At 73.9% G+C, this 20,702-nt stretch carries 20 protein-coding genes; 10 read left to right on the top strand and 10 right to left on the bottom strand.

From position 1 onward, the window contains the following. Positions 1 to 13: 13 nt before the first annotated feature. The gene (locus ESG85_RS06275; protein WP_246094833.1) at positions 14 to 622 is read right to left on the bottom strand and encodes a CPBP family intramembrane glutamic endopeptidase; all 609 of its coding nucleotides are present in this window, start codon (positions 620 to 622) and stop codon (positions 14 to 16) included. Between the two features lie 506 nt (positions 623 to 1,128). After that, on the bottom strand, positions 1,129 to 3,546 hold the full coding sequence (locus tag ESG85_RS06265; protein WP_128977030.1) for an ATP-binding cassette domain-containing protein: 2,418 nt from the start codon (positions 3,544 to 3,546) through the stop codon (positions 1,129 to 1,131). Between the two features lie 129 nt (positions 3,547 to 3,675). Here ESG85_RS06265 and ESG85_RS06260 point away from each other — a divergent pair, with 129 nt between their 5' ends. Beyond that, the gene (locus ESG85_RS06260) at positions 3,676 to 4,164 is read left to right on the top strand and encodes a phosphatase domain-containing protein (protein ID WP_128977029.1); all 489 of its coding nucleotides are present in this window, start codon (positions 3,676 to 3,678) and stop codon (positions 4,162 to 4,164) included. Between the two features lie 60 nt (positions 4,165 to 4,224). Here the strand turns inward: ESG85_RS06260 and ESG85_RS06255 are convergent, their stop codons facing one another. After that, complete coding sequence (locus ESG85_RS06255) at positions 4,225 to 4,440, bottom strand: dodecin (RefSeq protein WP_128977028.1); 216 nt, start codon at positions 4,438 to 4,440, stop codon at positions 4,225 to 4,227. 306 nt (positions 4,441 to 4,746) lie between these two features. Between ESG85_RS06255 and ESG85_RS06250 the strand changes: the two genes are divergently transcribed. After that, positions 4,747 to 5,994 carry an extracellular solute-binding protein gene (locus ESG85_RS06250; RefSeq protein WP_128977027.1) on the top strand — a complete coding sequence of 416 codons (1,248 nt, stop codon included), beginning with the start codon at positions 4,747 to 4,749 and terminating at the stop codon, positions 5,992 to 5,994. 109 nt (positions 5,995 to 6,103) lie between these two features. Here the strand turns inward: ESG85_RS06250 and egtD are convergent, their stop codons facing one another. From egtD to egtA, 4 genes are read right to left on the bottom strand one after another with little or no spacing between them, the layout of a single operon-like run. Next, entirely contained in the window at positions 6,104 to 7,090 is a 987-nt protein-coding gene (gene egtD, locus ESG85_RS06245) for an L-histidine N(alpha)-methyltransferase (protein ID WP_128977026.1), read from the bottom strand. Beyond that, positions 7,087 to 7,839 carry an ergothioneine biosynthesis protein EgtC gene (gene egtC, locus ESG85_RS06240; RefSeq protein ID WP_128977025.1) on the bottom strand — a complete coding sequence of 251 codons (753 nt, stop codon included), beginning with the start codon at positions 7,837 to 7,839 and terminating at the stop codon, positions 7,087 to 7,089. The genes egtD and egtC overlap by 4 nt, the downstream gene beginning before the upstream one ends. Further along, a complete protein-coding gene (gene egtB / locus ESG85_RS06235) occupies positions 7,839 to 9,182 on the bottom strand; it encodes an ergothioneine biosynthesis protein EgtB (RefSeq protein ID WP_128977024.1) in 1,344 nt (447 codons plus the stop codon). The genes egtC and egtB overlap by 1 nt, the downstream gene beginning before the upstream one ends. Next, positions 9,179 to 10,447 carry an ergothioneine biosynthesis glutamate--cysteine ligase EgtA gene (gene egtA / locus ESG85_RS06230; RefSeq protein WP_128977023.1) on the bottom strand — a complete coding sequence of 423 codons (1,269 nt, stop codon included), beginning with the start codon at positions 10,445 to 10,447 and terminating at the stop codon, positions 9,179 to 9,181. Before egtA ends, egtB begins: the two co-directional genes overlap by 4 nt. Positions 10,448 to 10,600: 153 nt before the next feature. On the opposite strand from egtA, the gene ESG85_RS06225 reads away from it, so the two are divergent. The 3 genes from ESG85_RS06225 (at position 10,601) to ESG85_RS06220 (ending at position 12,153) form a co-directional block, all read left to right on the top strand. Continuing rightward, the gene (locus tag ESG85_RS06225) at positions 10,601 to 11,455 is read left to right on the top strand and encodes a TIGR02452 family protein (protein WP_128977022.1); all 855 of its coding nucleotides are present in this window, start codon (positions 10,601 to 10,603) and stop codon (positions 11,453 to 11,455) included. A 61-nt stretch (positions 11,456 to 11,516) separates the two neighbouring features. Next, a complete protein-coding gene (locus tag ESG85_RS34860) occupies positions 11,517 to 11,687 on the top strand; it encodes a hypothetical protein (protein ID WP_164986176.1) in 171 nt (56 codons plus the stop codon). An 85-nt stretch (positions 11,688 to 11,772) separates the two neighbouring features. Then, positions 11,773 to 12,153 carry a hypothetical protein gene (locus tag ESG85_RS06220; RefSeq protein ID WP_128977021.1) on the top strand — a complete coding sequence of 127 codons (381 nt, stop codon included), beginning with the start codon at positions 11,773 to 11,775 and terminating at the stop codon, positions 12,151 to 12,153. Positions 12,154 to 12,250: 97 nt separating this feature from the next. Here ESG85_RS06220 and ESG85_RS06215 read toward each other — a convergent pair whose 3' ends face one another. Beyond that, positions 12,251 to 13,558 carry an MFS transporter gene (locus ESG85_RS06215; protein WP_128977020.1) on the bottom strand — a complete coding sequence of 436 codons (1,308 nt, stop codon included), beginning with the start codon at positions 13,556 to 13,558 and terminating at the stop codon, positions 12,251 to 12,253. Between the two features lie 157 nt (positions 13,559 to 13,715). Here ESG85_RS06215 and ESG85_RS06210 point away from each other — a divergent pair, with 157 nt between their 5' ends. From ESG85_RS06210 to ESG85_RS06200, 3 genes are all read left to right on the top strand, one after another. Beyond that, positions 13,716 to 14,738, top strand: coding sequence for a LacI family DNA-binding transcriptional regulator (locus ESG85_RS06210; protein ID WP_128977019.1), 1,023 nt, complete (start codon positions 13,716 to 13,718; stop codon positions 14,736 to 14,738). A 65-nt stretch (positions 14,739 to 14,803) separates the two neighbouring features. Then, complete coding sequence (locus ESG85_RS06205; protein WP_128977018.1) at positions 14,804 to 15,085, top strand: hypothetical protein; 282 nt, start codon at positions 14,804 to 14,806, stop codon at positions 15,083 to 15,085. Positions 15,086 to 15,291: 206 nt separating this feature from the next. Beyond that, positions 15,292 to 16,479, top strand: coding sequence for a thiolase family protein (locus ESG85_RS06200; RefSeq protein ID WP_128977017.1), 1,188 nt, complete (start codon positions 15,292 to 15,294; stop codon positions 16,477 to 16,479). 348 nt (positions 16,480 to 16,827) lie between these two features. Here the strand turns inward: ESG85_RS06200 and trxA are convergent, their stop codons facing one another. Beyond that, positions 16,828 to 17,211, bottom strand: coding sequence for a thioredoxin (gene trxA, locus ESG85_RS06195; RefSeq protein WP_128977016.1), 384 nt, complete (start codon positions 17,209 to 17,211; stop codon positions 16,828 to 16,830). 122 nt (positions 17,212 to 17,333) lie between these two features. Between trxA and ESG85_RS06190 the strand changes: the two genes are divergently transcribed. Then, positions 17,334 to 18,938, top strand: a complete 1,605-nt coding sequence (locus tag ESG85_RS06190) for a dihydrolipoyl dehydrogenase family protein (protein ID WP_128977015.1) — start codon at positions 17,334 to 17,336, stop codon at positions 18,936 to 18,938. Then, positions 18,935 to 19,780 (top strand): 3'-5' exonuclease family protein, encoded by an 846-nt coding sequence (locus ESG85_RS06185; RefSeq protein WP_128977014.1) that lies wholly within the window; start codon positions 18,935 to 18,937, stop codon positions 19,778 to 19,780. Before ESG85_RS06190 ends, ESG85_RS06185 begins: the two co-directional genes overlap by 4 nt. A gap of 280 nt (positions 19,781 to 20,060) precedes the next feature. Here the strand turns inward: ESG85_RS06185 and ESG85_RS06180 are convergent, their stop codons facing one another. Then, positions 20,061 to 20,669, bottom strand: a complete 609-nt coding sequence (locus ESG85_RS06180) for a DUF305 domain-containing protein (protein ID WP_128977013.1) — start codon at positions 20,667 to 20,669, stop codon at positions 20,061 to 20,063. Positions 20,670 to 20,702: the final 33 nt, after the last annotated feature.

The raw sequence follows: 20,702 nt of genomic DNA, 5'->3' as shown, positions 1-20,702 counted from the left end.
CCGTTCCCCCATGTCAGAGCGCTCCCCGTCGCACCGCAGCGATCGTATCCACCCGCGTCCGCAGCAGCCACGGCACCGCCGCGACCAGCCACGCCGCCCCGAACAGGACCATCGGGAGCACCGCGCCCGACTCCTCGTCCATCAGGAGCAGCATCCCCAGGTTGACCAGGGTGTGGAAGCCGCCCGCGAGCAGCAGCCGGCCCGCCCGCACCTGTTCCAGGGCGAGCCCCAGCACCAGCGACATCGCCACCGTCGCCCCCAGGAACCCGGCCGCGTACGCCGGGGCCTGCGCGAACACCTGCACGTGCCAGACACCCCACACCGCGCCCACCAGCAGAGACGCCGCCACCGGCCCGAAGCGGGCGCTCAGCAGCGGCTGCAGGAAGCACCGCCAGCCGATCTCCTCCCCGCAGGCGCCGACCAGCTGGGCCACCACGACCAGAGCGAAGGGACGGCCCAGCGTCCGCGGATCCGTGACGACGGCGTCACCGCGCGCCCAGCCGTACGCCGCGGCGGCGAGCACGACGACCAGCGGCGCCGTCAGCAGCAGCCACCGCCCCGAGCGTTCGGGCCTCAGGCGTGTGTCGAAAGTCCCGTCCGGCGGGGAACGCCTGGCACGCACGCTCGCCGCGTTGTCGGTCGTCGGCGCAGCCCGCCGCGCTCTCCTCCCTCCGCCGTGCGATCGCACGCACCAGACGCCCCCCGCCACGCCCTCCGGGCGAACGACGCTCCTTTCGCCACGCGCCCGAGGGCCTCGGTCGCGGGCGGGCAGCGCTCCCGCCAGCCGCGTCCGGATCCGCCGCGGCCACAGCAGCGCGACCGCGAAAACGCCCGCCGCCGGCCCGAACTGGGTCAGCTGCACCACCACCGGCGGAATCCCCGTCGCCGGCTGCACCGCGCCCAGCACCCCCGCCGCGACGAAGGCGACGCCGAGGAACACCCCGGCCTCCGCCTTCCACCCCCACACCCGCATGCCGTCGGCCTCTCCGTCGCCCGGTCGCCCGGTCCGAATCCGTCACCGACGACTCTTCCGTCCGACGCGGGCCCGGTCACTGCGCCCAGGTGCCGGGCGGGGGTGTACCCAGGTACACCCCCGCCGCCGGCCGGACGTCCATGGGGGACGGGGCTTCACCCGCCGAGCCGGGCCGCGAGGTAGCGCGCGGTCCGGCTCGCCGCCATCCGGGCCACCTCCGCGGGCGTTCCCTGGGCCACGATGCGGCCGCCCTCGTCACCGCCGCCCGGCCCCAGGTCGAGCACCCGGTCGGCGGTCGCCACCACGTCCATGTCGTGCTCGACGACCACCACCGTGTGCCCGCCGTCCACCAGTCCGTGCAGCTGCCGCATCAGCACCTCGACATCGGCCGGGTGCAGCCCCGTCGTCGGTTCGTCCAGGACGTACAGGGTGGGTGTGCGGCGGGGCCGCTGCAGCTCGGCGGCGAGCTTGATGCGCTGTGCCTCGCCGCCCGACAGCTCCGTCGCCGGCTGGCCGAGCCGGAGATAGCCGAGACCGACGTCGAGCAGCGTGCGCAGCGCGCGGGACGCCGCCGGCGTGCCGGCGAAGAAGTCCGCGGCCGCCTCCACCGTCAGGTCCAGCACCTCCGCGATCGTCCGCCCCCGGAGCCGTACCTCCAGCGTCTCCGGGTTGTAGCGGGCGCCGTGGCAGTCCGGGCAGGGCGCGTACGTGCTGGGCAGGAACAGCAGCTCCACCGAGACGAAACCCTCGCCCTGGCAGGTCTCGCAGCGCCCGCCCGCGACGTTGAACGAGAACCGTCCCGCCTTGTAGCCGCGCTGCCGTGCCTGCTCCGTCTCCGTGAACAGCTTGCGCACGACGTCGAAGAGACCGGTGTACGTCGCCAGGTTGGAACGCGGCGTACGGCCGATCGGTTTCTGGTCGACCGTCACCACCCGCGACACGTCCGGACTTTCCTCCGCCGTCTCGGTCAGCGCGCCCACCAGCGTCGACTTCCCCGAACCGGACACCCCCGTCACAGCCGTGAGCACGCCCAGCGGGAAGTCGGCCTCCAGGCCGCGCAGGTTGTGCCGGGTCACCGGGCCGACCCGCAGCCGACCGGAGGCCGTGCGCACCGTACGTTCCGGCACCGGCGCCCGGTCGAAGAGGAAGCGGCGGGTCGCCGACGCCGTGACCTCCGCGAGCGCCTCCGGCGGCCCGCTGTGCAGCACCCGGCCGCCGTGCTCACCGGCCTCCGGTCCGACGTCCACCAGCCAGTCGGCGTGCCGCACCACGTCCAGATGGTGTTCGACGACGAAGACGGTGTTGCCCGCGGCCTTCAGCCGGTCGAGCACCACCAGCAGCGCCTCCGTGTCCGCGGGATGCAGCCCCGCCGACGGCTCGTCGAGCACGTACACGACGCCGAAGAGACCGGACCGCAGCTGGGTGGCGAGCCGCAGCCGCTGCAGCTCCCCGTTCGACAGCGTCGGCGTCGCCCGGTCCAGGCTCAGAAAGCCCAGACCGAGCTCGGTGACGGTCGCGATCCGGGCCACCAGGTCCCGGGTGAGCACCCGGGCCGTCTCCGAACCGCCCTGCTCCGGCGTCGAACCGCCGTGCCCCGTCAGCGACTTCGCCAGTTCGGTGAGCGGCAGCGCCGCCAGCTCGGCGATCGTACGCCCGGCGAACGTCACCGCCAGCGCCTCCGGCCGCAGCCTGCTGCCCCCGCACGCCGGGCACGGTGAACTCGTCAGGAAACGCTCGGCCTTGGCCCGGAGCGTCGCGCTCTTCGAATCGGAGAACGTGTGCATCACATAGCGCCGGGCGCTCATGTACGTGCCCTGGTAAGGACGTTGGATGCGGTTCGCCTCCCGCACCGGATGGACCGTCACCACCGGCTGCTCGTCCGTGAACAGGATCCACTCGCGGTCCTTCGCGTCGAGCTCCCGCCACGGCCGGTCCACGTCGTACCCGAGCGCGTCGAGCACGTCCCTCAGGTTCTTGCCCTGCCACGCACCCGGCCAGGCCGCGATCGCTCCCTCCCGGATCGACAGCTCCGGGTCGGGAACGAGCAGTTCCTCACCGGTCTCGTGCACCCTCCCCAGCCCGTGGCAGGAGGGACAGGCCCCGGCGGCGGTGTTGGGGGAGAAGGCGTCGGAGTCGAGCCGCTCCGCTCCCGGCGGATAGCTGCCCGCGCGGGAGAAGAGCATCCGCAGGGAATTGGACAGCGTGGTCACCGTGCCGACCGAGGACCGTGTGTTCGGCGCGGCCCGGCGCTGCTCCAGCGACACGGCCGGCGGGAGCCCGGTGATCTCGCCGACCTCCGGTGCGCCCACCTGGTGGATCAGCCGCCGCGCGTACGGCGCCACCGACTCGAAGTAGCGGCGCTGCGCCTCCGCGTAGATCGTGCCGAACGCCAGTGACGACTTGCCCGACCCCGACACGCCGGTGAACACGGTCAGCGCGTCCCGCGGGATGTCGACGTCCACGCCCCGCAGATTGTGCTCACGGGCGCCCCTCACCCGGACGAACGGGTCGTGGGAGGAAGCGGCGGAGCCGAGGGGAAGGGGGCCGGTGCGGTCGGTACGGGTGTCGCGCATCCGACGATTCTAGGCCCGGCTTGCCGCGTTTGCCCTGGTCAGCCCCGGCCCGCGGGATCGCGAGGAGCCGGCCGGCGCGGGCGGGCCCGCCCGCGCCGGCCGGAATCGGCCGCTGCCTAGGCTGGGGGAGTGAACCGACACCGCAGGCCCGTGGCCGTCTTCGACCTCGACAACACCCTCGCCTCGACCGCCCACCGGCAGCACTTCCTGGAGGGGCGGCCCCGGAACTGGGACGGCTTCTTCGCCGCCGCGCCCCAGGACCCGCCCCTCGCGGAGGGCGTGGAGCTGTGCCTCCGTACGGCGGAGGAGTGCGACATCGTCTACCTCACCGGGCGGCCCGAGCGCTGCCGCCGGGACACCCTCGCCTGGCTCGCCGCGCACGGACTGCCCGAGGGGCCCGTGCACATGCGGCGGGGCCGGGATTTCCGTCCGGCCCGGCAGACCAAGCTCGAGGTGCTGCGGCGCCTGGAGGGCGAGCGCGAGGTGCGCGTCCTCGTCGACGACGACGAACTGGTCTGCGACGCCGCCGCGGCGGCGGGCTTCACCGTGGTGCGGGCCCGCTGGGCGACGGCGTCGCAGGAGCTGAAGGACGCCCAGGGGAAGGAGGGCCGGACCTGACGGCCCGCCGCCGGGGGCGGACCTGACGGCCCGCCGCCGGGGGACGGCGCCGAGGCGCCGTCAGGCGCCCTCCTCCAGGCGGAAGCCCACCTTCAGGCCGACCTGGTAGTGCTCGATCGCGCCGTCGACGAGATGCCCGCGCATCTCCGTGACCTCGAACCAGTCGAGGCCGCGCAGTGTCTGCGAGGCCCGTTCGATGCCGTTGCGGATGGCCTGGTCGATGCCCTCGGTGGACGTGCCGACGATCTCGGTGACGCGGTAGGTGTGGTTCGACATGGGAGCCGGACTCCTCTCGGTGCCCTCGGTGGGTTCTCTCCACCGTGCCCCACCCGGCCGGGGTCCGCGACACGTCCGCCGCCGCCCGGTCGGGTGCGGGCGGGAAACGAGCGAGTGCGGCCGGGAAACGCGGGCGAGGGCCCGCCGGCGGGTGGGGTTCGTTCCCGGCCACGGGGATCGAGAGTGTCCAGGACTTGACCATGCGCATTGGTCCAGACCAGAATCCAGGCCACATACCCGCGCGAACCGCCCGTCCGGTCCCCCCACACGTCGGGTCGACAGCCCTCCCCGCAGAAGGTGACCTACGTGAAGAACCGCCGTCTCGTCTGTCCACTGGCAGTCATGTCCGCCCTCGCCCTCGCCGGCTGCGGGCTCCTTCCCGGCGGCGGGAGCAAGACCCGCACAGTCGACGTGTGGCTGATGCGCGGCAGCGTCAGCGACGACTTCCTCAAGCGCTTCAAGGAGTCCTACGAGGCCGAGCACGACGGCGTCGAGCTCAACGTCACGTTCCAGGAGTGGACCGGCATCGGGAAGAAGGTCACCGAGGCCCTCGAAGGCCCCGGCGGCCCCGACGTCATCGAGGTGGGCAACACCCAGGTCGCCCAGTACGCCGACACCGACAAGCTCTACGACCTCACCCTGGAGTCCGTCCGCGACCTCGGCAGCGAGGACTGGCTGCCCGGCCTCGCCGAGCCCGGCAGCATCGACGGCGCGCAGTACGGCATCCCCTGGTACGCGGCCAGCCGCATCGTCATCTACAACAAGGAGCTGTTCGCCGAGGCCGGCGTCAAGCCGCCGAAGAGCCGCGACGAGTGGCTCGAGGACACCGAGAAGCTCAACGACGGCGGCAACCAGGGCATCTACCTGGCCGGCCAGGACTGGTACACGCTCTCCGGCTTCATCTGGGAGGAGGGCGGCGACCTGGCCGTCGACAAGGGCGGCGTGTGGACCGGCACCCTGGACACCCCCGCCGCCCTGCGCGGCATGGACGTCTACAAGCGGCTCCAGGCCCTCGGCAACGGCCCCAAGAACGCCGACGAACAGACCCCGCCGCAGGCCGAGGTGTTCGCCCGCGGAGACGTCGCCCAGATCATCGCCCCGCCCAGCGTCGTCCCGGTCATCACCAAGGCCAACCCGGCACTCGCCGACAAGCTGGGCTACTTCCCCATACCCGGCAAGCAGGCCGGCCGGCCCTGCGTCGTCTTCACCGGCGGTTCCGACCTGATCATCCCGGAGAACGCACCCGACCGCGCCGCCGCCCTCGACGTGGTGAAGGCCCTCGCGGGGGAGAAGTGGCAGGGCGAACTCGCCCGCGCCATGAACTACGTGCCCAACAAGACCTCCCTGGCCTCCCTCGTGGCCGGCCAGGAGGCCACCGCCACCATGGCGGCCGCCGCCGCCCGCGGCCGCGCCACGCCCAACTCGCCGCAGTGGGCCGACGTCGAGGCCGACAACCCGATCAAGCCGTACATGACGGCCGTGCTCTCGGGCGAGGACCCGAAGCAGGCAGCCAAGGACGCCTCGGAGAAGATCACGGACAGCCTGGCGGAGTAGCCGTTTCCTCCGGACCGGGTGCGGACCCGGCCAAGATCCGGAAGGGACGGCCGGGCCTCGGCCGCCACGGCCGGTCCCGCCCCTGGGAGCGGGCGGCAGGGCTCCTTCCTCAGCCCACGCCGCCCGCCCCCCGCTCCACCGTCGCCAGCGACAGGGCGAAGCGGCCGGCCTCGTCCGTCCACCAGCGCGACAGCGTGAGGCCGGCCTTCGCCAGTTCCGTGCGTACGCCCTCCCGGCGGAACTTCGCCGAGACCTCCGTGCGCAGTTCCTCGCCCGCCTCGAACGGCACCACAAGATCCAGTTCCCGGATCTTGACCGCCAGCGCGTGCCGCGCCCGCAGCCGCATCTCGATCCACTCGTGTTCCCGGTCCCACAGCGCCACGTGGTCGAAGTCGTCCGGGTCGGCGTCCGCGCCCAGCTCGCGGTCGACGACCGCCAGGACGTTCTTGTTGAACGCGGCCGTCACCCCGGCGGCGTCGTCGTAGGCGGCGACCAGCGTGCCCTCGTCCTTCACCAGGTCCGTGCCCAGCAGCAGGGCGTCGCCCGGCGCCAGCATCCGGCGTACCGCCCGCAGGAACTCCCGGCGCTCGTCCGGCAGCAGGTTGCCGATGGTGCCGCCGAGGAACGCCACCAGCCGCGGCCCCGCCGTCGGCGGCAGCTCCAGGCCACGGGTGAAGTCGGCGACCAGCGCGTGCACCCGCAGCGACGGCCGCTCCGCCAGCAGCGCGTCACCCGCGCTCTTCAGCGCGGACTCGCTCACGTCGACCGGCACGTACACCTCGAGCCCGGGCAGCAGCGCGTCGAGCAGGTGACGGGTCTTCTCCGAGGAGCCCGAACCCAGCTCCACCAGGGTCCGCGCCCCGGTCGCCGCCGCGATCTCCTCCGCCCGGGCGATCAGGATCTCCCGCTCGGCCCGGGTCGGGTAGTACTCGGGCAGCCGGGTGATCTCCTCGAACAGGTCGCTGCCGCGCGCGTCGTAGAACCACTTCGGCGGCAGTTCCTTCGGCGTGCGGGTGAGGCCGTGGAGCACGTCGGAACGCAGCTCGGCGTCCATGGCGTCCTCGGCGAGGGTACGGGTCAGCTGGAACGGACTCACGGGAAGAGCTCCTCGATGGGGGTGAGGCCGACGCCGTCGCGGGACGCGGTGAGGACCGTGCGGTCCGGCACCTCCGTCCAGCCCGGATCGTCGTCGTACGGTTCGGAGGCCACGGCCGCGCGGCCGGGCCCGGTCAGGTACCAGAGCGAGTTCCCCCACGAGGTCGCCGTCACCGTCGCGCCGTCGGTGAGCAGCAGGTTGAGGCGCGCGCCGGGCGCCGCCCGGTCCACCTCCCGCACCGTGCCGGCGAGCGCGGCGTCGGGTGCCGTGCCGGCCCGGAGCCGGTGCAGGGCCAGTGCCCACACCAGCGCCGAGTCGGTGCGCGCCTCCACGGCGAGCAGTGCGGCCGCCGGCAGGGCCGCCGCCGGCGCGACGAGCGAGCCGGGCCAGCCCGGCACGGCGCCGTTGTGGCTGAACAGCCAGCGGCCGGCCGCGAACGGTGCGGCCGCCGCCTCGCCGTCAGCCCCCGGCAGGGTGGCGCCGCGCACGGCGGCGAGCAGTGCCCCGGTCCGCACCACCCTGGCGAGGTCGGCGAACGAGAGGTCGCCCCAGATCGGCGCCGCCCGCCGGTAGCGGGCGGGCACCGGATCGCCCTCCGCGTACCAGCCGACGCCGAAGCCGTCGGCGTTCACCACCCCACTGCTCTGCGTCCGCGGTGCCCAGGCCTGCCGCTCCAGGGAGTGCGGCGGACGCAGCAGCAGCTCGCCGATCGCCACCGGCGGGCCGACGTACGCCAGATGCCGGCACATCAGGCCGGCTCCGCGTCGCGTGCGGTGCGGAACCCGGAGAAGATCTGCCGGCGCACCGGCAGGTCCCAGTTGCGGAAGGTGCCCCGGCAGGCCACCGGGTCGACGGCGAACGAACCGCCGCGCAGCACCTTGTACTCGGGACCGAAGAACACCTCCGAGTACTCCTTGTACGGGAAGGCGCGGAAGCCCGGATATGGCAGGAAGTCGCTCGCCGTCCACTCCCACACGTCGCCGATCAGCTGGCGCACGCCCAGCGGCGAGGCGCCCTCCGGGTAGCTCCCGGCCGGCGCCGGGTCCAGGTGCCGCTGCCCCAGGTTGGCGTGCCCGGGCCCGGGATCGGCGTCGCCCCACGGATACCGGCGCGACCGTCCGGTCTCCGGGTCGTGACGGGCGGCCTTCTCCCACTCGGCCTCGGTGGGCAGCCGGCGTCCGGCCCAGCGGGCGTAGGCGTCCGCCTCGTACCAGCTGACGTGCAGCACCGGCTCGTCCTCGACGACCGGCCCGGTCACGCCGAAGCGCCGGCGCAGCCACTGGCCTCCCTCGCGCCGCCAGAACAGCGGTGCCTCGATGCCGTGTTCGCGGATCTGCGCCCAGCCCTCCGGATGCCACCCGCGTTCGTCGTGGTAGCCGCCGTCCGCCATGAAGGCCTGGTAGGCGCCGTTGGTGACGGGCACGGTGTCGATGAGGAACGAGCGCACGATCCTGGTGTGTGCGGGCCGCTCGTTGTCGAGCGCCCACGGCTCGTCCGAGGTGCCCATGGTGAACGGCCCGCCCGGGACGAGGACTTCCCGCTCCTGCGGCGGATCCGGCACCGTCGTCGGAGGCGCGGGCGCGAACAGCGCGGCGGGACCCGTGCGGAGCTGATGGGTGATCAGCATGGTCTCGTCGTGCTGCTGTTCGTGCTGGGCGATCATCCCGAACGCGAACGCCGCGTCGACCAGCGGCCGGCCCTCCAGCCGGGTGGATTCCAGCACCCCGAGGACCCGGTCGCGCACGTCCGCCGCGTACGCCCGCGCCTCGGCGGGAGCCAGGAGCGGCAGCGACGGCCGACTCGCGCGAGGATGCTCGAAGGCGTCGTACATCGAGTCGATCTCGGGCCGCAGCGCCTCACGGCCGGCGACCGCCCGCCACAGCCACTGCTCCTCCTGGTTGCCGATGTGCGCGAGGTCCCACACCAGCGGGGACATCAACGGCGAGTGCTGGGCGGTCAGTTCGGCGTCCTCCACGCAGGAGGTGAGCAGCGCGGTCCGCTCCCGCGCCGTACTCAGCGCCGTGACCGCCCGCTCCCGCAGCCCGGCATCGCCGAGCCGGGTGTCCGGCGGTCCCGTGTCCGGTGCGGTCATGACGCCACCTCGAGGAGCTCGTCGGCCGGACAGCCGCCCGGCACCACGTACCGTTCGTGGAACGCCGCCACCGCGCCCACCACCGCGGGCGTCGCACCCGTCCTGGGCAGCGCCTCCAGCGCGGCCTCGAACACGGTCAGCGCCGTCCGGTGCAGCAGCGGATCGGTCAGGCCGTCCCTGGCCGCGGTACGCCACAGCGCGTTGCGCGGCGCGGGACCGCCACCGGCGAGCGGCGCCAGCGGCAGCACCGCCTGGTGCGCCGCCTCCGCGGCCCGCGGGTCGTCGAAGAGCGCGGTGGTGACCGCGAGCGGCACCATCCAGCCGTCGGGCCCGGGCTGGGCGTCGATCATCCGCAGCTCCAGGTGCCCGCGCGGGCGTACCGGCGGGAAGAGCGTGGTGAGGTGGTAGCGCAGGTCGTCCGCGTCGGCCCGGCGCGGCGCCCCCGTCCGCAGCCACTCGCGGAACGACAGCCCCTCGGGCACCGCCCACGGGCCCTGCTCGGTCCGTACGCACATCACCGGGGTGTCCATGACGTGCGCCGCCCACCCGGCGCGCGGCTCCCCGTCCGGTGACGGGGCGAGCGCCCGCGACGGGTCGAGGTCCGTCCACAGGGCCTGCCGGGTCGACCGCCAGCCGGTCCGCCGCCCGCCGTGCACAGGGGAGTTGGCGAAGGCCGCGACCAGCACCGCACCGAGCAGATGGGCGAGCTGCCAGCGTCTGCGGTAGCCGAGCGGTCCGTCGTCGTCGACGCCGGCGTCGAGACAGACCTGCACGGAGGCCGACTCGCACATCATGGCTCTTCCCGACGGCCCGGTCCTGCCGAGCGCCAGCTCCATGGCGTCGTAGCGCGGTTCGTGCAGGACCCGCGCACGGGGCGCGAGCCACGGGTCCACGCCGTAGCCGCTGAGGCCGAGCCCGAGCGGGGCGAGTGCCCCCCGCACCGCCCGCAGGTCGGCGGCGAGCGAGTCCAGGCACTCCATGAGCGAGGCGGCGGGCGGCGAGCTGAGCTCCAGCTGCCCACCGGGTTCGAAGGTGAGGGCCGCCACCAGGGGCAGGGCCCGTACGGTGTCGATCGCCGCGGCCAGCCGGCGCGGCGGGACGGGAAGACGGGGGTCGCGCAGTTCGTGGACGAGCCATTCCAGCTCGGCCCCGACCGTGCGCGGCGGGCCCGTCTTGAAACAGATGCCCAGCAGCAGATCCTCGGCTTCCTCCTCGGTCAGAGGGGGACCGCCCCGGGGTATTCCGCTCGACGACGGGGTCGTCATCGCTCCACCTCCTGGGTAAGCGCTGCTTCCACCTAAAGCCACCCGACACGGGCGTGCAAGAGCGCCTTTCGCGGCACGGCGGCGGGCTTCCGGCCCGTGCGGCGCGAAATTCCCGTTGCCGCCCGCCCTTCCCGTCGATCATGCTCTCGGCACATGAGCGCACGACTGCGGGCCCTGGCCCGTGAGAACGAACGGATCGTCGCCGAGGGCCGCTACACGGCGCCCGACGGGCGCCTCGTCCCCCTCGCCGAGCAGCTGACCACCGCCCTCGAAGGCACCCGTCTGTACGGCCCCGAGCCGGTCGCCGTCACACCCGACCGCGACCGGGCGACCACGATCCGCGTCACCGGCGAGAGCAGTCTCGCCGCGGCCCGGCGGATGCTCCGCGAGGACGGCTCCGCGCCGGTCGCCGTCCTCAACTTCGCCTCCGCCCGCAACCCCGGCGGCGGCTATCTGAACGGCGCGCAGGCCCAGGAAGAGGCCCTGTGCCGCTCCTCGGCCCTGTACGGCACCCTGCTGCGGGCACCCGCGTACTACGAGCACCACCGGGCCGTCCGTGACGCCTTCTACACCGACCGGGTGATTCACTCGCCCGCCGTGCCCGTGTTCCGAGACGACGGCGGCACGCTCCTCGACGAGCCCTTCGCCGTCGGCTTCCTCACCTCGCCCGCGCCCAACGCCGGAGTGATCCTGAGCCGCACGCCCGAACTCGCCGGCCGCGTGCCCGCCGCGCTCGCCTCCCGTGCCGAGCGGGTCCTGGAGACCGCCGCCGCGAACGGCTACCGCCGGCTCGTCCTGGGCGCCTGGGGCTGCGGGGTCTTCCGGAACGACCCGGCCGGGGTCGCGGGCGCGTTCAGGGACCTGCTCACCGGGGACGGACGGTTCGCCCGGCACTTCGACGAGATCGCCTTCGGCGTCCTCGACCGCACCCGGGACCAGGCGACGCTCGGCGCCTTCCGCCGCGCCTTCGCCCAGGAGGACCGGAACCGGGCGGGCCGGACGGCCTGACGTGCGGCGTTCGTGCCCCCGTGCGAGCCTGGAACGAGATTCCGATACGGGAGGCATGATCGTGGGCAAGAAACAGACCCGGGTCAACAAGGGCGCCCGCACCGGCGGCCACGAGCACCGCGCCACGGCCACCACGGCCAAGGAGACCTCGCGCTCGGCCGCCTCGGAGGCGCCCCGCCCGGCCATCGACGTCCCCGCCCACCGCAAGGACCGGAAGTTCGGGCACAACTGAGACAACCACCGGGACGGCCGGACCGCGGGTGGGACGGCGCGTGGATGATGGTCCTTCTCGTTCACGCTCGTCCCAGGGGGGGAACATGCGTCACATCCGCACCACCGGTCCCGGCGTTGTCCTGGCCGCCGGTCTGCTCGCCGTACTCACCGCCTGTTCCCCCGCACCGGAGGAGGACCGGGCGCACGTGCCGGAGCCCCGGCCCGGCACCACGAAGCCCGCCACGCCCACCGCGCCTGTGCGGGTGGAGGACGGCTTCATGCCGGACTTCCGCGGCGAGGGCGTCGCCGCCGTGTACGGCCGGATCTCGGGCTCGATGCGCTTCGAGGACGTCTCCGGCCAGGGCCGTACCGTTCCCGCCACCGGCGAGGACTGGAAGGTCTGCACCCAGGAACCGGTGCCCGGCGCCAGGATCGAAGGGCTGACCATCGTGTTCGGCGCGGTGAAGAACGACGAGAACTGCTGACCCGCAGGGCCGCACGGCCGCCCCGAGGCCCGTGGGTACGGAGAAGGGCCCGGCGCGCCGACGCGCGCCGGGCCCCCGCCCGTTCGGCAGCCCGTGATCAGCGCACCGTGCGGATCGGGCGCACCGCCAGCGCCCCGAGCACGGACAGCACGGCGGCCACCAGGAACAGCGCGGTGTAGCCGCCGCTGAGCGAGACGACCAGGGACGCGGCGAACGGCGCCACGATCTGCGGGCCGGCGTTCGCGATGTTCAGCACGCCCATGTCCCGGGCCGCGTCCTCGGCCTTAGGCAGCACCATCGTCACCAGGGCCGTGTCCACCGCCATGTAGCAGCCGAAACCGAGCCCGTTGACGACGGAGAAGGCGAGCATCGCGGTCCAGCTCGACGAGACCGCCGGGATCAGCAGGGCCACGGCGGCGAGCGCGGCGGAGGCGCCGACGAAGAGCTTGCGCCGGTCGTAGCGGTCGGAGAGCCAGCCGCCCAGGACCGTGGAGACCACCATCGCAACCGAGTTGACGGGCATCAGCACCGCCACCGCCTCCTCCGGGCTCAGTCCGGCCGGCAGGTCCGTGTGGTCCTTGAGCACGTAGAGCTGGAAGCCGGCGACCGCGAAGTAGCCGAGGACGAGCAACGCCCTGCCGAGGAACGCCCACCGGAAGTCATGGTCCTTCAACGCGCTGCCGAACGCGGCCAGTTGTGCCCTGACCGGCATCGGCGACTTCGGCGGCATGCGCTCCTCGCGGGCCAGGGAGGTGAACAGGACGGCGGTGGCGGCGACGATCGCGCCGAAGACCAGATAGCCGGTGCGGTAGTCATCCGAGAACGCCGCGCCGATCAGGGCGCCCACGGTCGAGCCGACGGGAAGACCGAGGCCCACGGCCGCCGAGGCCTTGCCGCGCGAGGCGAGCGGGACCCGGTCGGGCACCACGGAGGTGAGGGCCGCCTGGTAGACGTTCATCACCGCCTGGCCGAGGCACCACGCGATCGTCACCAGCAGGATGCCGTGCACGCTGCCGAGCAGCAGCATCACGGGCAGCGCGAGCAGTCCGCCCGCCAGGATCCACGGGTTGCGGCGCCCCGAGCGGTCGGAGAGCGCGCCGGCCACCGGATTGAAGACCGTCGCGAAGATTGCGGAAACGCCGGAGACCAGGCCGAAGTTGGCCACCTTCGCCGCCGGGTCGACGGCCTCGATCTGCAGGGCGAGCAGCAGTCCGGGGACGCCCACGTACAGCGCGTACATGGCCGTGTTCCCGGCCAGCAGCAGGGGCAGCAGCCCGCGGGTCGGGAGGGTCGTGCGGGGTGCGGCGGGGGAACCGGGACCGGTGGTGCCCGGGGCTCGGCCGGGGGAGGAACCGGAGGACGGGCCGGGGGAGGCGGGGGACGTGCCGGAGGAGGAAAGGGCCACGGTGCCCTCCTGGAGTGATCGCCCGACGAAAGGGCGGGGAGCGGAAGAGTCAGAGGGAGGTGACACGTGTCAGTGACGCGTGTAAACCTTGTGTAGCACTCGAATCCGGCCATCCGCCAGACCCTGCGCCGGATCGTTCTGGAAAGATGCCGGATCGATGAGCCAGTCACCCAAGCAGTCCGCCGGAAGCCCCGCCCCCACCAGCGCCGACGTGGCGCGGCTCGCCGGGGTCTCGCGCGCCACCGTGAGCTACGTCCTCAACAACACCGCGGCCGTACGGATCAGCGAGCCCACCCGCCGCAGGGTCCGGGAGGCCGCCGAGGAACTCGGCTACGTGCCGCACGCCGCCGCCCGGAGCCTGCGCGCCGGTCACAGCCGGATGGTGCTGCTGCCCACCGCGCACGTGCCCGTCGGCCCGCTCTACAGCCGCTTCTTCAACGAGCTCCAGTGGGCCCTGCGGAGCCTCGACTACACGGTGGTGCAGTACGGCAGCGTCGGCATGGACGCGGACGAGGCCGCCCGCGCCTGGGCGGAGCTGCGCCCGGTCGCGGTGGTCTCGCTCGGCCACGTGGAGCTCACTCCGACCGGGGTGGAGCTGCTCAGGCGCTCCGGCGCCAAGGCGGTCATCACGGTCGGCCCGCAGCAGGTCGAGGGCACCCACGCGCTCGTCATGGACCAGACCCGGGTCGGCCGGCTGGCCGGGGCCCATCTGGTCGAGCGCGGCCGCCGGAGGCTCGGCGTGGTGATGCCCGGGGAACCCGGCCTGGAGGTGTTCTCCGTACCGCGCCTGGAGGGCGTGCGCGCCGCCGCCGAAGCCGCCGGCGCCACCGTCGTCCCGCTTTCGCTGCGGTACGAGGAGGAGCCGGCCGGCGCGCTCGCCGCCCGCTGGCGCGATCTCGACCTCGACGGAGTGTTCGGCTACAACGACGAGTACGCCATGCTCCTCATGCGGGCGCTCCAGGACGCCGGGATCGCGGTGCCCGAGGAGACCGCCGTGGTCGGCTCGGACGACCTGGTCGTCGGCCGGCTCCTGCGGCCCCGGCTCAGCACGGTGCACATCGACATGGTCGGCGGCGGCGAGCTCGCCGAACTGGTGGACCGCGTGGTCCGCGAACCGGGCACGGCCCCGGAGCGGCACGAACGGCTCGACTCGTACGTGGTGCACCGCGAGTCCAGCTGAGGCGGCGGCCCCGGGGGCCGGCGGGCCGGGCGGCGAGGCGCGGACGTCCGGCTTAGCGTCGGTCCATGAGCACACATCCGAAGCGTTTCGAGATCCTTCTGGTTCCGGCGCACGTGGAGGACCGCGGCGACGCCTCCGTCGAGGACAGTGCCGTGCGGTCGGCGGTCGTCGAGGCGACCGGCCGTACCGGCGAGACGGGCTATCCGATCTACGAGGGACACGGCCTGACCGCCGACATCGATCCCGGGACGCGGACCGTGGAGGCCCTGCTGGTCGACGGCCGGGAACTCGATTACGGCCTGACGGCGCTGATCAGGGGACCTGAGACCGGCCCGGGGAGGCGTTGAGACCGGCCCGGGGAGGCGTCGGGACCGGTTCGGGGAGGCGTCGGGACGGGCCCGGGGAGGCGTTGACAGGAGCCGTGGACGGGCGGAGACTCGGGCGCGCGGAGATGAAGATTATTTCACCAGGCGAACGACGGAGTGTCGCCGGGTGATCGTCCCCGTGTCCTTGCCCGTCCGCGAACCGCGAACCTCACGTGGGAGAGAAACCGATGAGCATCCGCGACGTCTACATCGTCGACGCCGTCCGCACCCCGATCGGCAAGTTCGGCGGTGCCCTCTCCTCCGTACGGCCCGACGACCTCGCCGCCCACGTCGTCAAGGCGCTCGTCGACCGCACCCCGGCGCTCGACCCGGCCCGGGTGGACGACGTCTACTTCGGCGACGCCAACGGCGCGGGCGAGGACAACCGCGACGTGGCCCGGATGGCCGTCCTCCTCGCCGGACTGCCGACCTCGGTGCCGGGCGTGACCGTCAACCGGCTCTGCGGCTCCGGCATGGAGGCCGTCATCCAGGCCGCCCGCGCCGTCGCCCTCGGCGACGCCTCCGTGGCCATCGCCGGCGGCGTCGAGTCCATGTCCCGGGCGCCCTGGGTGCTGCAGAAGCCGGAGCGCGCCTTCCCCGCCGGCCACCAGCAGCTGCACTCCACCACCCTCGGCTGGCGCATGACCAACCCGCGGATGCCCGCCGAGTGGACCGTCTCCCTCGGCGAGGGCGCCGAGCAGGTCGCCGACAAGCACGCGATCACCCGGGAGGCGCAGGACGCGTTCGCCCTCGCCAGCCACCGCAAGGCCGCCGAGGCCTGGGCCAAGGGTCTCTACAACGGCGAGGTCGTCCCGTATCCGGGCGTCGAGCTCGGACGCGACGAGTGCATCCGCGACACCACCTCGCCCGAGGCCCTGGCCAAGCTCAAGCCGTCCTTCCGCCCCGACGGCGGCACCGTCACGGCCGGCAACGCTTCCCCGCTCAACGACGGCGCCGCGGCCCTGCTCCTCGTCGACGAGGCGGGGCTGCGCGAGACCGGCCGCGAGCCGCTGGCGCGGATCCGCGCCTCCGCCGTCACCGGCATCGAGCCGCAGCTCTTCGGACTCGGCCCGGTGGAGGCCGTGCGCCGGGCCCTGGACAAGGCCGGCCGCGACTTCTCCGACCTCACGACCTTCGAACTGAACGAGGCCTTCGCCGCCCAGGCGCTCGGCTGCATGGCGGAATGGCCGGAACTCGACCCCGCGGTGGTCAACCCGCGTGGCGGAGCCATCGCCATCGGCCACCCGCTCGGCGCCTCGGGCGCCCGGCTCGCCGGCGCGGTCGCCCACCAGCTCGCCGCGGCCGGCTCCGGCACGGGCCTGGCGGCACTGTGCATCGGCGTGGGCCAGGGCCTCGCGCTGGTTCTGGAGCGCTAAGACAGAAGGTTCGCGCCGGTCCCGGACGGAACGCCAGGATCCAGCCTCGGGCCGGTCCCGGAGCGCCAGGACGGGACCTCGCGCTGGTCAGGCGTGAAGGGCGGCCATGGGCACGGCAGGCGTGGAGGGCGGCCGTGGGTACGGTAGGCGTGAGGGGCGGCCGTCGGTACGGCAGGCGTGAGGGGCGGCCCGGTGGATCCGGGCCGCCCCTCACCGCGTCTCCGGCTGTCGCCTTGTCCGCTGCCACGGTCGGCCGCGCCGTACCGGGCACCTGGCTTCCCGGTCGGCCGCGCCGCTCCGGGCACCTGCGTTCCCGGTCGGCCGCGGCCGACGGTCGGCGGCTGTCGGTCAGCCCTGCTGCGGGGCGGACTCGGGCTGGGCCTCGGCGATGGACTTGCGCACCTCGTCCATGTCCAGCTTGCGGGCCTGGCCGATCAGGTCCTCCAGGGCCGCCTCCGGCAGCGCGCCGGGCTGGGCGAACACCGCGACCTTGTCGCGCACGATCATCAGGGTCGGGATCGAGCGGATCTCGAACGCCGCCGCCAGCTCCTGCTGCGCCTCGGTGTCGACCTTGGCGAAGACCAGGTCCTCGTGCCGCTCGGAGGCGGCCTCGAAGACCGGGGCGAAGTGCCGGCACGGACCGCACCAGGAGGCCCAGAAGTCGATCAGGACGAAGTCGTTGCCGCTCACGACCTCGTCGAAGTTGTCCTTGGTGAGCTCGACAGTGCTCATGTGCCTACCTTCCGGTCTCCTGGTGGTCGCCTTACGGTCCCCTGGGACCTCGTCCCGCACAACCTCCTATCGAGCCGTGCTATTCCGCGCCGATCCGCGCCGTCGCCGCCAGACTGGTTCCCATGACACGAGCGGCGGAAGACGAGCGGACGCACGAGTACGACGTGGTGGTCCTGGGCGCGGGACCGGTCGGGGAGAACGTCGTCGACCGGGTCAGGGCCGCCGGGCTCAGCGCGGCGGTGGTGGAGGCGGAACTGGTCGGCGGCGAGTGCTCGTACTGGGCCTGCATGCCCAGCAAGTCACTGCTGCGGCCGGCGATCGTCCGCTCCGAGGCGCGCAGGGTGCCCGGTCTGCGCGCCCACGCGTACGGACCGCTGGACGCCCACGAAGTCCTCGCCCACCGCGACTCCGTGGTCGGCGACTGGAAGGACGACGGCCAGGTGGACTGGGTGCGTTCCACCGGGGCGCAGCTCTACCGCGGCCAGGGCCGACTGCACGGCCCCCGTCGGGTCACCGTCGAGGGACCCGAGGGCGACCGCCACGTGCTGACCGCACGGCACGCCGTCGCCGTCTGCACCGGCAGCCGTGCCGTGCTCCCCGATCTGCCCGGGCTCGCCGGCGCGCGGCCGTGGACCAGCCGCGAGGCCACGAGCTCCCCGCGGGTGCCCGATCGGCTGGTCGTGGTGGGCGGAGGAGTCGTCGGGGTCGAGATGGCGACCGCCTGGCAGGCGCTCGGCTCCCGGGTGACCCTCCTGGTCCGCGGCGACGGTCTGCTGCCCCGGATGGAGCCGTTCGCCGGCGAGCACGTCGCCGAGGCCCTCGCCGAGCGCGGCGCGGACGTCCGTACCGGCGCCGTCGTCTCCGCGGTCGTACGGGACGGGAGCACGGGCCCGGTCACCGTGGTCCTGGCGGACGGGGACGTCGTCGAGGGCGACGAGGTGCTGTTCGCGACCGGGCGCCGGCCACGTACGGAGGACATCGGACTGGAGACGGTCGGCCTGGAACCGGGCTCCTGGCTCGCCGTCGACGACAGCCTGCGGGTCGAGGGGCACGACTGGCTGTACGCCGTCGGGGACGTCAACCACCGCGCGCTGCTCACCCATCAGGGCAAGTACCAGGCGCGGATCGCGGGCGCCGCCATCGCGGCCCGGGCAGCAGCAGGCGCGGCGGACAGGGCGGACGGGGCGGACGGGGCGGGTGGGGCCGCCGGTGCCTCGGGGGCTGAAGCGGGCGGCACCGCTGCCGGGGCCGCACGGGCCGGCACGGCGGTCGGGGCCGGCGGCGCGGAGGACGCGAAGGGCGGCGGCGCGGAGGACGGCGCCGCATGGGGCCCGTACCGCGCGACCGCCGACCACGCGGCCGTACCCCAGGTCGTGTTCACCGATCCCGAGGTGGCCGCGGTCGGGCTCTCGCTGGCCGCCGCGCAGGCCGCGGGACACCGGGTCAGGGCCGTCGACCTGGACATGACGTCGGTGGCGGGCGCCGGGCTCTACGCCCAGGGCTACCGGGGCCGCGCGCGGATGGTCGTCGACCGGGACCGCGAGGTGGTGCTCGGCGTGACCTTCGTGGGGTCCGGGGTCGGCGAACTGCTCCACTCGGCGACGGTCGCCGTCGCGGGCGAGGTCCCGATCGCCCGCCTCTGGCACGCCGTTCCGTCGTATCCGACCCTGAGCGAGGCCTGGCTGCGGCTCCTGGAGGCGTACCGGGACAGGGCGGGCGCCCCGTGACGGCCGGGGAACGCGCCAACGAATACGACGCCTCCTGCACGCGCTGCGGCGGCCCGGTCCCGGCGGGTGCCGGGCTGCTGCGGCACGGCGCGAAGGGCTGGGAGGTGTACCACCCGCAGCACGCCCCCGCCCCCGGACCGCCGCCGCGCGGCGACCATCCCGGCTGGCACCGGCGGCCCCTGCTGTCCCTGGACATCGCGGCCACCGGCCACCGCCCGGCCGTGGACCGGATCCGCGCGGCGGCGCTGCGCGGCAGCGACGGCACGGCGCGCGACTGGGTGCTGGACCTGGCGTCCGAGATCGAGGCGCCGGAGGCCGGGCACGGCGCGGCGGCCCGGCCGCCCGCCGAGGCCCTGGAGGAGGTCGCGGGCCTGGTCGCCGCGCACCTCACGACGGGGGAGCCGCTCGTCGTCTGGTTCGCTCCGTACGTCCTGTCGACCCTGCACGCCGAACTCGTCCGCCACGGCCTGGCCCCGCTGACCGAGCGGCTCGCGTCCGGTGTGGCCCCGGTCTGCGACCCGCTCGTCCTCGACCGTCACGCCGACCGCTACCGCCTGGGCGGCCGTTCCCTCCGCGCCGTCGCCGAGTGGTACGGCGTCCCGCACACCCGACCGGGCGACCCGGCCTCGGACGCCGAGGCGGCCCTGCACCTCGCCCAGGCCGTCGCGGCCTCCTACCCCGCCCTGGCCCGCCTCTCCCGCCCGGCCCTCCACACGGAGCAGATCCTCTGGTACGCCGACCAGACGTCCCGTCACCCCGACGCACCGCCCTGGCCGTTCGAGACGCCGGACCCCTTGCCGTGGGAGCCGCCGCCTGCGACGGCGACGACGGGGAACGCGTAGGGGTGCGGAAGGGACGAACCGCGCCCCGTCGGGGCGCGTCGGGCCGGCGCCTGCGGTCGGCGCCGGTACCGACCGAAGTCGGCCAGGGCCTGTTGTGCCGGACCGGCCGGCGCCCGTCAGCACCGGCCGTCCGGGCCGACACCCACCGCCGTGCGTGAGCGCCGGTCAGCACATCTCACGACGGTGAGGGCACCTCAACGACCGAGCGCACCTCAACGACCGATCGCACCTCACCGACCGCGAGCGGACCTCACCGACCGCGAGCGGACCTCTGCACGCGTCAGAGCCGGTCGAGGATCTTCCTCAGCTGGGCGATCTCGGCGGCCTGGGTCCGTACGACGTCGTCGGCGACTTTCTTCGCCTCGGGGTCCTTGCCGTCCTTCTGTTCGGTCTTCGCCATCTCCACCGCGCCTTCGTGGTGCGCGATCATCAGCTCGGCGAACTTCCGGTCGAACTCCCTGCCCTTCGCGGCGGCGAGGTCGGTCATGTCGGCGTCGGAGAGCATGCCTGCCATGGCGTGGCCGCCGTGACCACCCGCCGGAGCCTCGGGCTTGCCCCAGGCCTTCAGCCAGGACGTCATCATGCGGATCTCCGGGTCCTGGGCCTTCTCGACCGCCGTGACGATCTGCTTGATCTCGGCGTCCTCGGCCCGGCCGTCGGCGAGCTTCGCCATCGCGAGGGCCTGCTCGTGGTGCGGGATCATCATCTGCGCGAACATCACGTCCGCGTCGTTGAAGGCCTGGGCCGAGGCGGAGGCCGAGGGCTTCTCGCCGTGGTTCATGCCGTCGGAGTCGCCGGAGCCTCCGCAGGCGGCGAGCAGGAGGCCGGTGGCGGCGACGGCGCCGGTCAGCGCGATCCTCCGGGTGATGCGGTTGTTCAGGGCACGCATGTGTGTCACACCTCGTGTGCTGTCGTTTCGTGT

Source organism: Streptomyces roseicoloratus, from assembly GCF_004117935.1.
Classification (GTDB): domain Bacteria; phylum Actinomycetota; class Actinomycetes; order Streptomycetales; family Streptomycetaceae; genus Streptomyces; species Streptomyces roseicoloratus.
Note: the sequence above shows the minus strand (reverse complement) of the source record. Positions and strands in the feature narration are given on the sequence as shown.

Coding starts and splice junctions, on each gene's coding strand:
- ESG85_RS06265 (WP_128977030.1), bottom strand. CDS start 3,546: ATGCGCGACACCCGTACCGACCGCACCGGCCCCCTTCCCCTCGGCTCC.
- ESG85_RS06255 (WP_128977028.1), bottom strand. CDS start 4,440: ATGTCGAACCACACCTACCGCGTCACCGAGATCGTCGGCACGTCCACC.
- ESG85_RS06200 (WP_128977017.1), top strand. CDS start 15,292: ATGAGCATCCGCGACGTCTACATCGTCGACGCCGTCCGCACCCCGATC.
- egtB (WP_128977024.1), bottom strand. CDS start 9,182: ATGACCGCACCGGACACGGGACCGCCGGACACCCGGCTCGGCGATGCC.
- ESG85_RS06225 (WP_128977022.1), top strand. CDS start 10,601: ATGAGCGCACGACTGCGGGCCCTGGCCCGTGAGAACGAACGGATCGTC.
- ESG85_RS06220 (WP_128977021.1), top strand. CDS start 11,773: ATGCGTCACATCCGCACCACCGGTCCCGGCGTTGTCCTGGCCGCCGGT.
- ESG85_RS06190 (WP_128977015.1), top strand. CDS start 17,334: ATGACACGAGCGGCGGAAGACGAGCGGACGCACGAGTACGACGTGGTG.
- ESG85_RS06205 (WP_128977018.1), top strand. CDS start 14,804: ATGAGCACACATCCGAAGCGTTTCGAGATCCTTCTGGTTCCGGCGCAC.
- egtC (WP_128977025.1), bottom strand. CDS start 7,839: ATGTGCCGGCATCTGGCGTACGTCGGCCCGCCGGTGGCGATCGGCGAG.
- ESG85_RS06180 (WP_128977013.1), bottom strand. CDS start 20,669: ATGCGTGCCCTGAACAACCGCATCACCCGGAGGATCGCGCTGACCGGC.
- egtA (WP_128977023.1), bottom strand. CDS start 10,447: ATGACGACCCCGTCGTCGAGCGGAATACCCCGGGGCGGTCCCCCTCTG.
- ESG85_RS06210 (WP_128977019.1), top strand. CDS start 13,716: ATGAGCCAGTCACCCAAGCAGTCCGCCGGAAGCCCCGCCCCCACCAGC.
- trxA (WP_128977016.1), bottom strand. CDS start 17,211: ATGAGCACTGTCGAGCTCACCAAGGACAACTTCGACGAGGTCGTGAGC.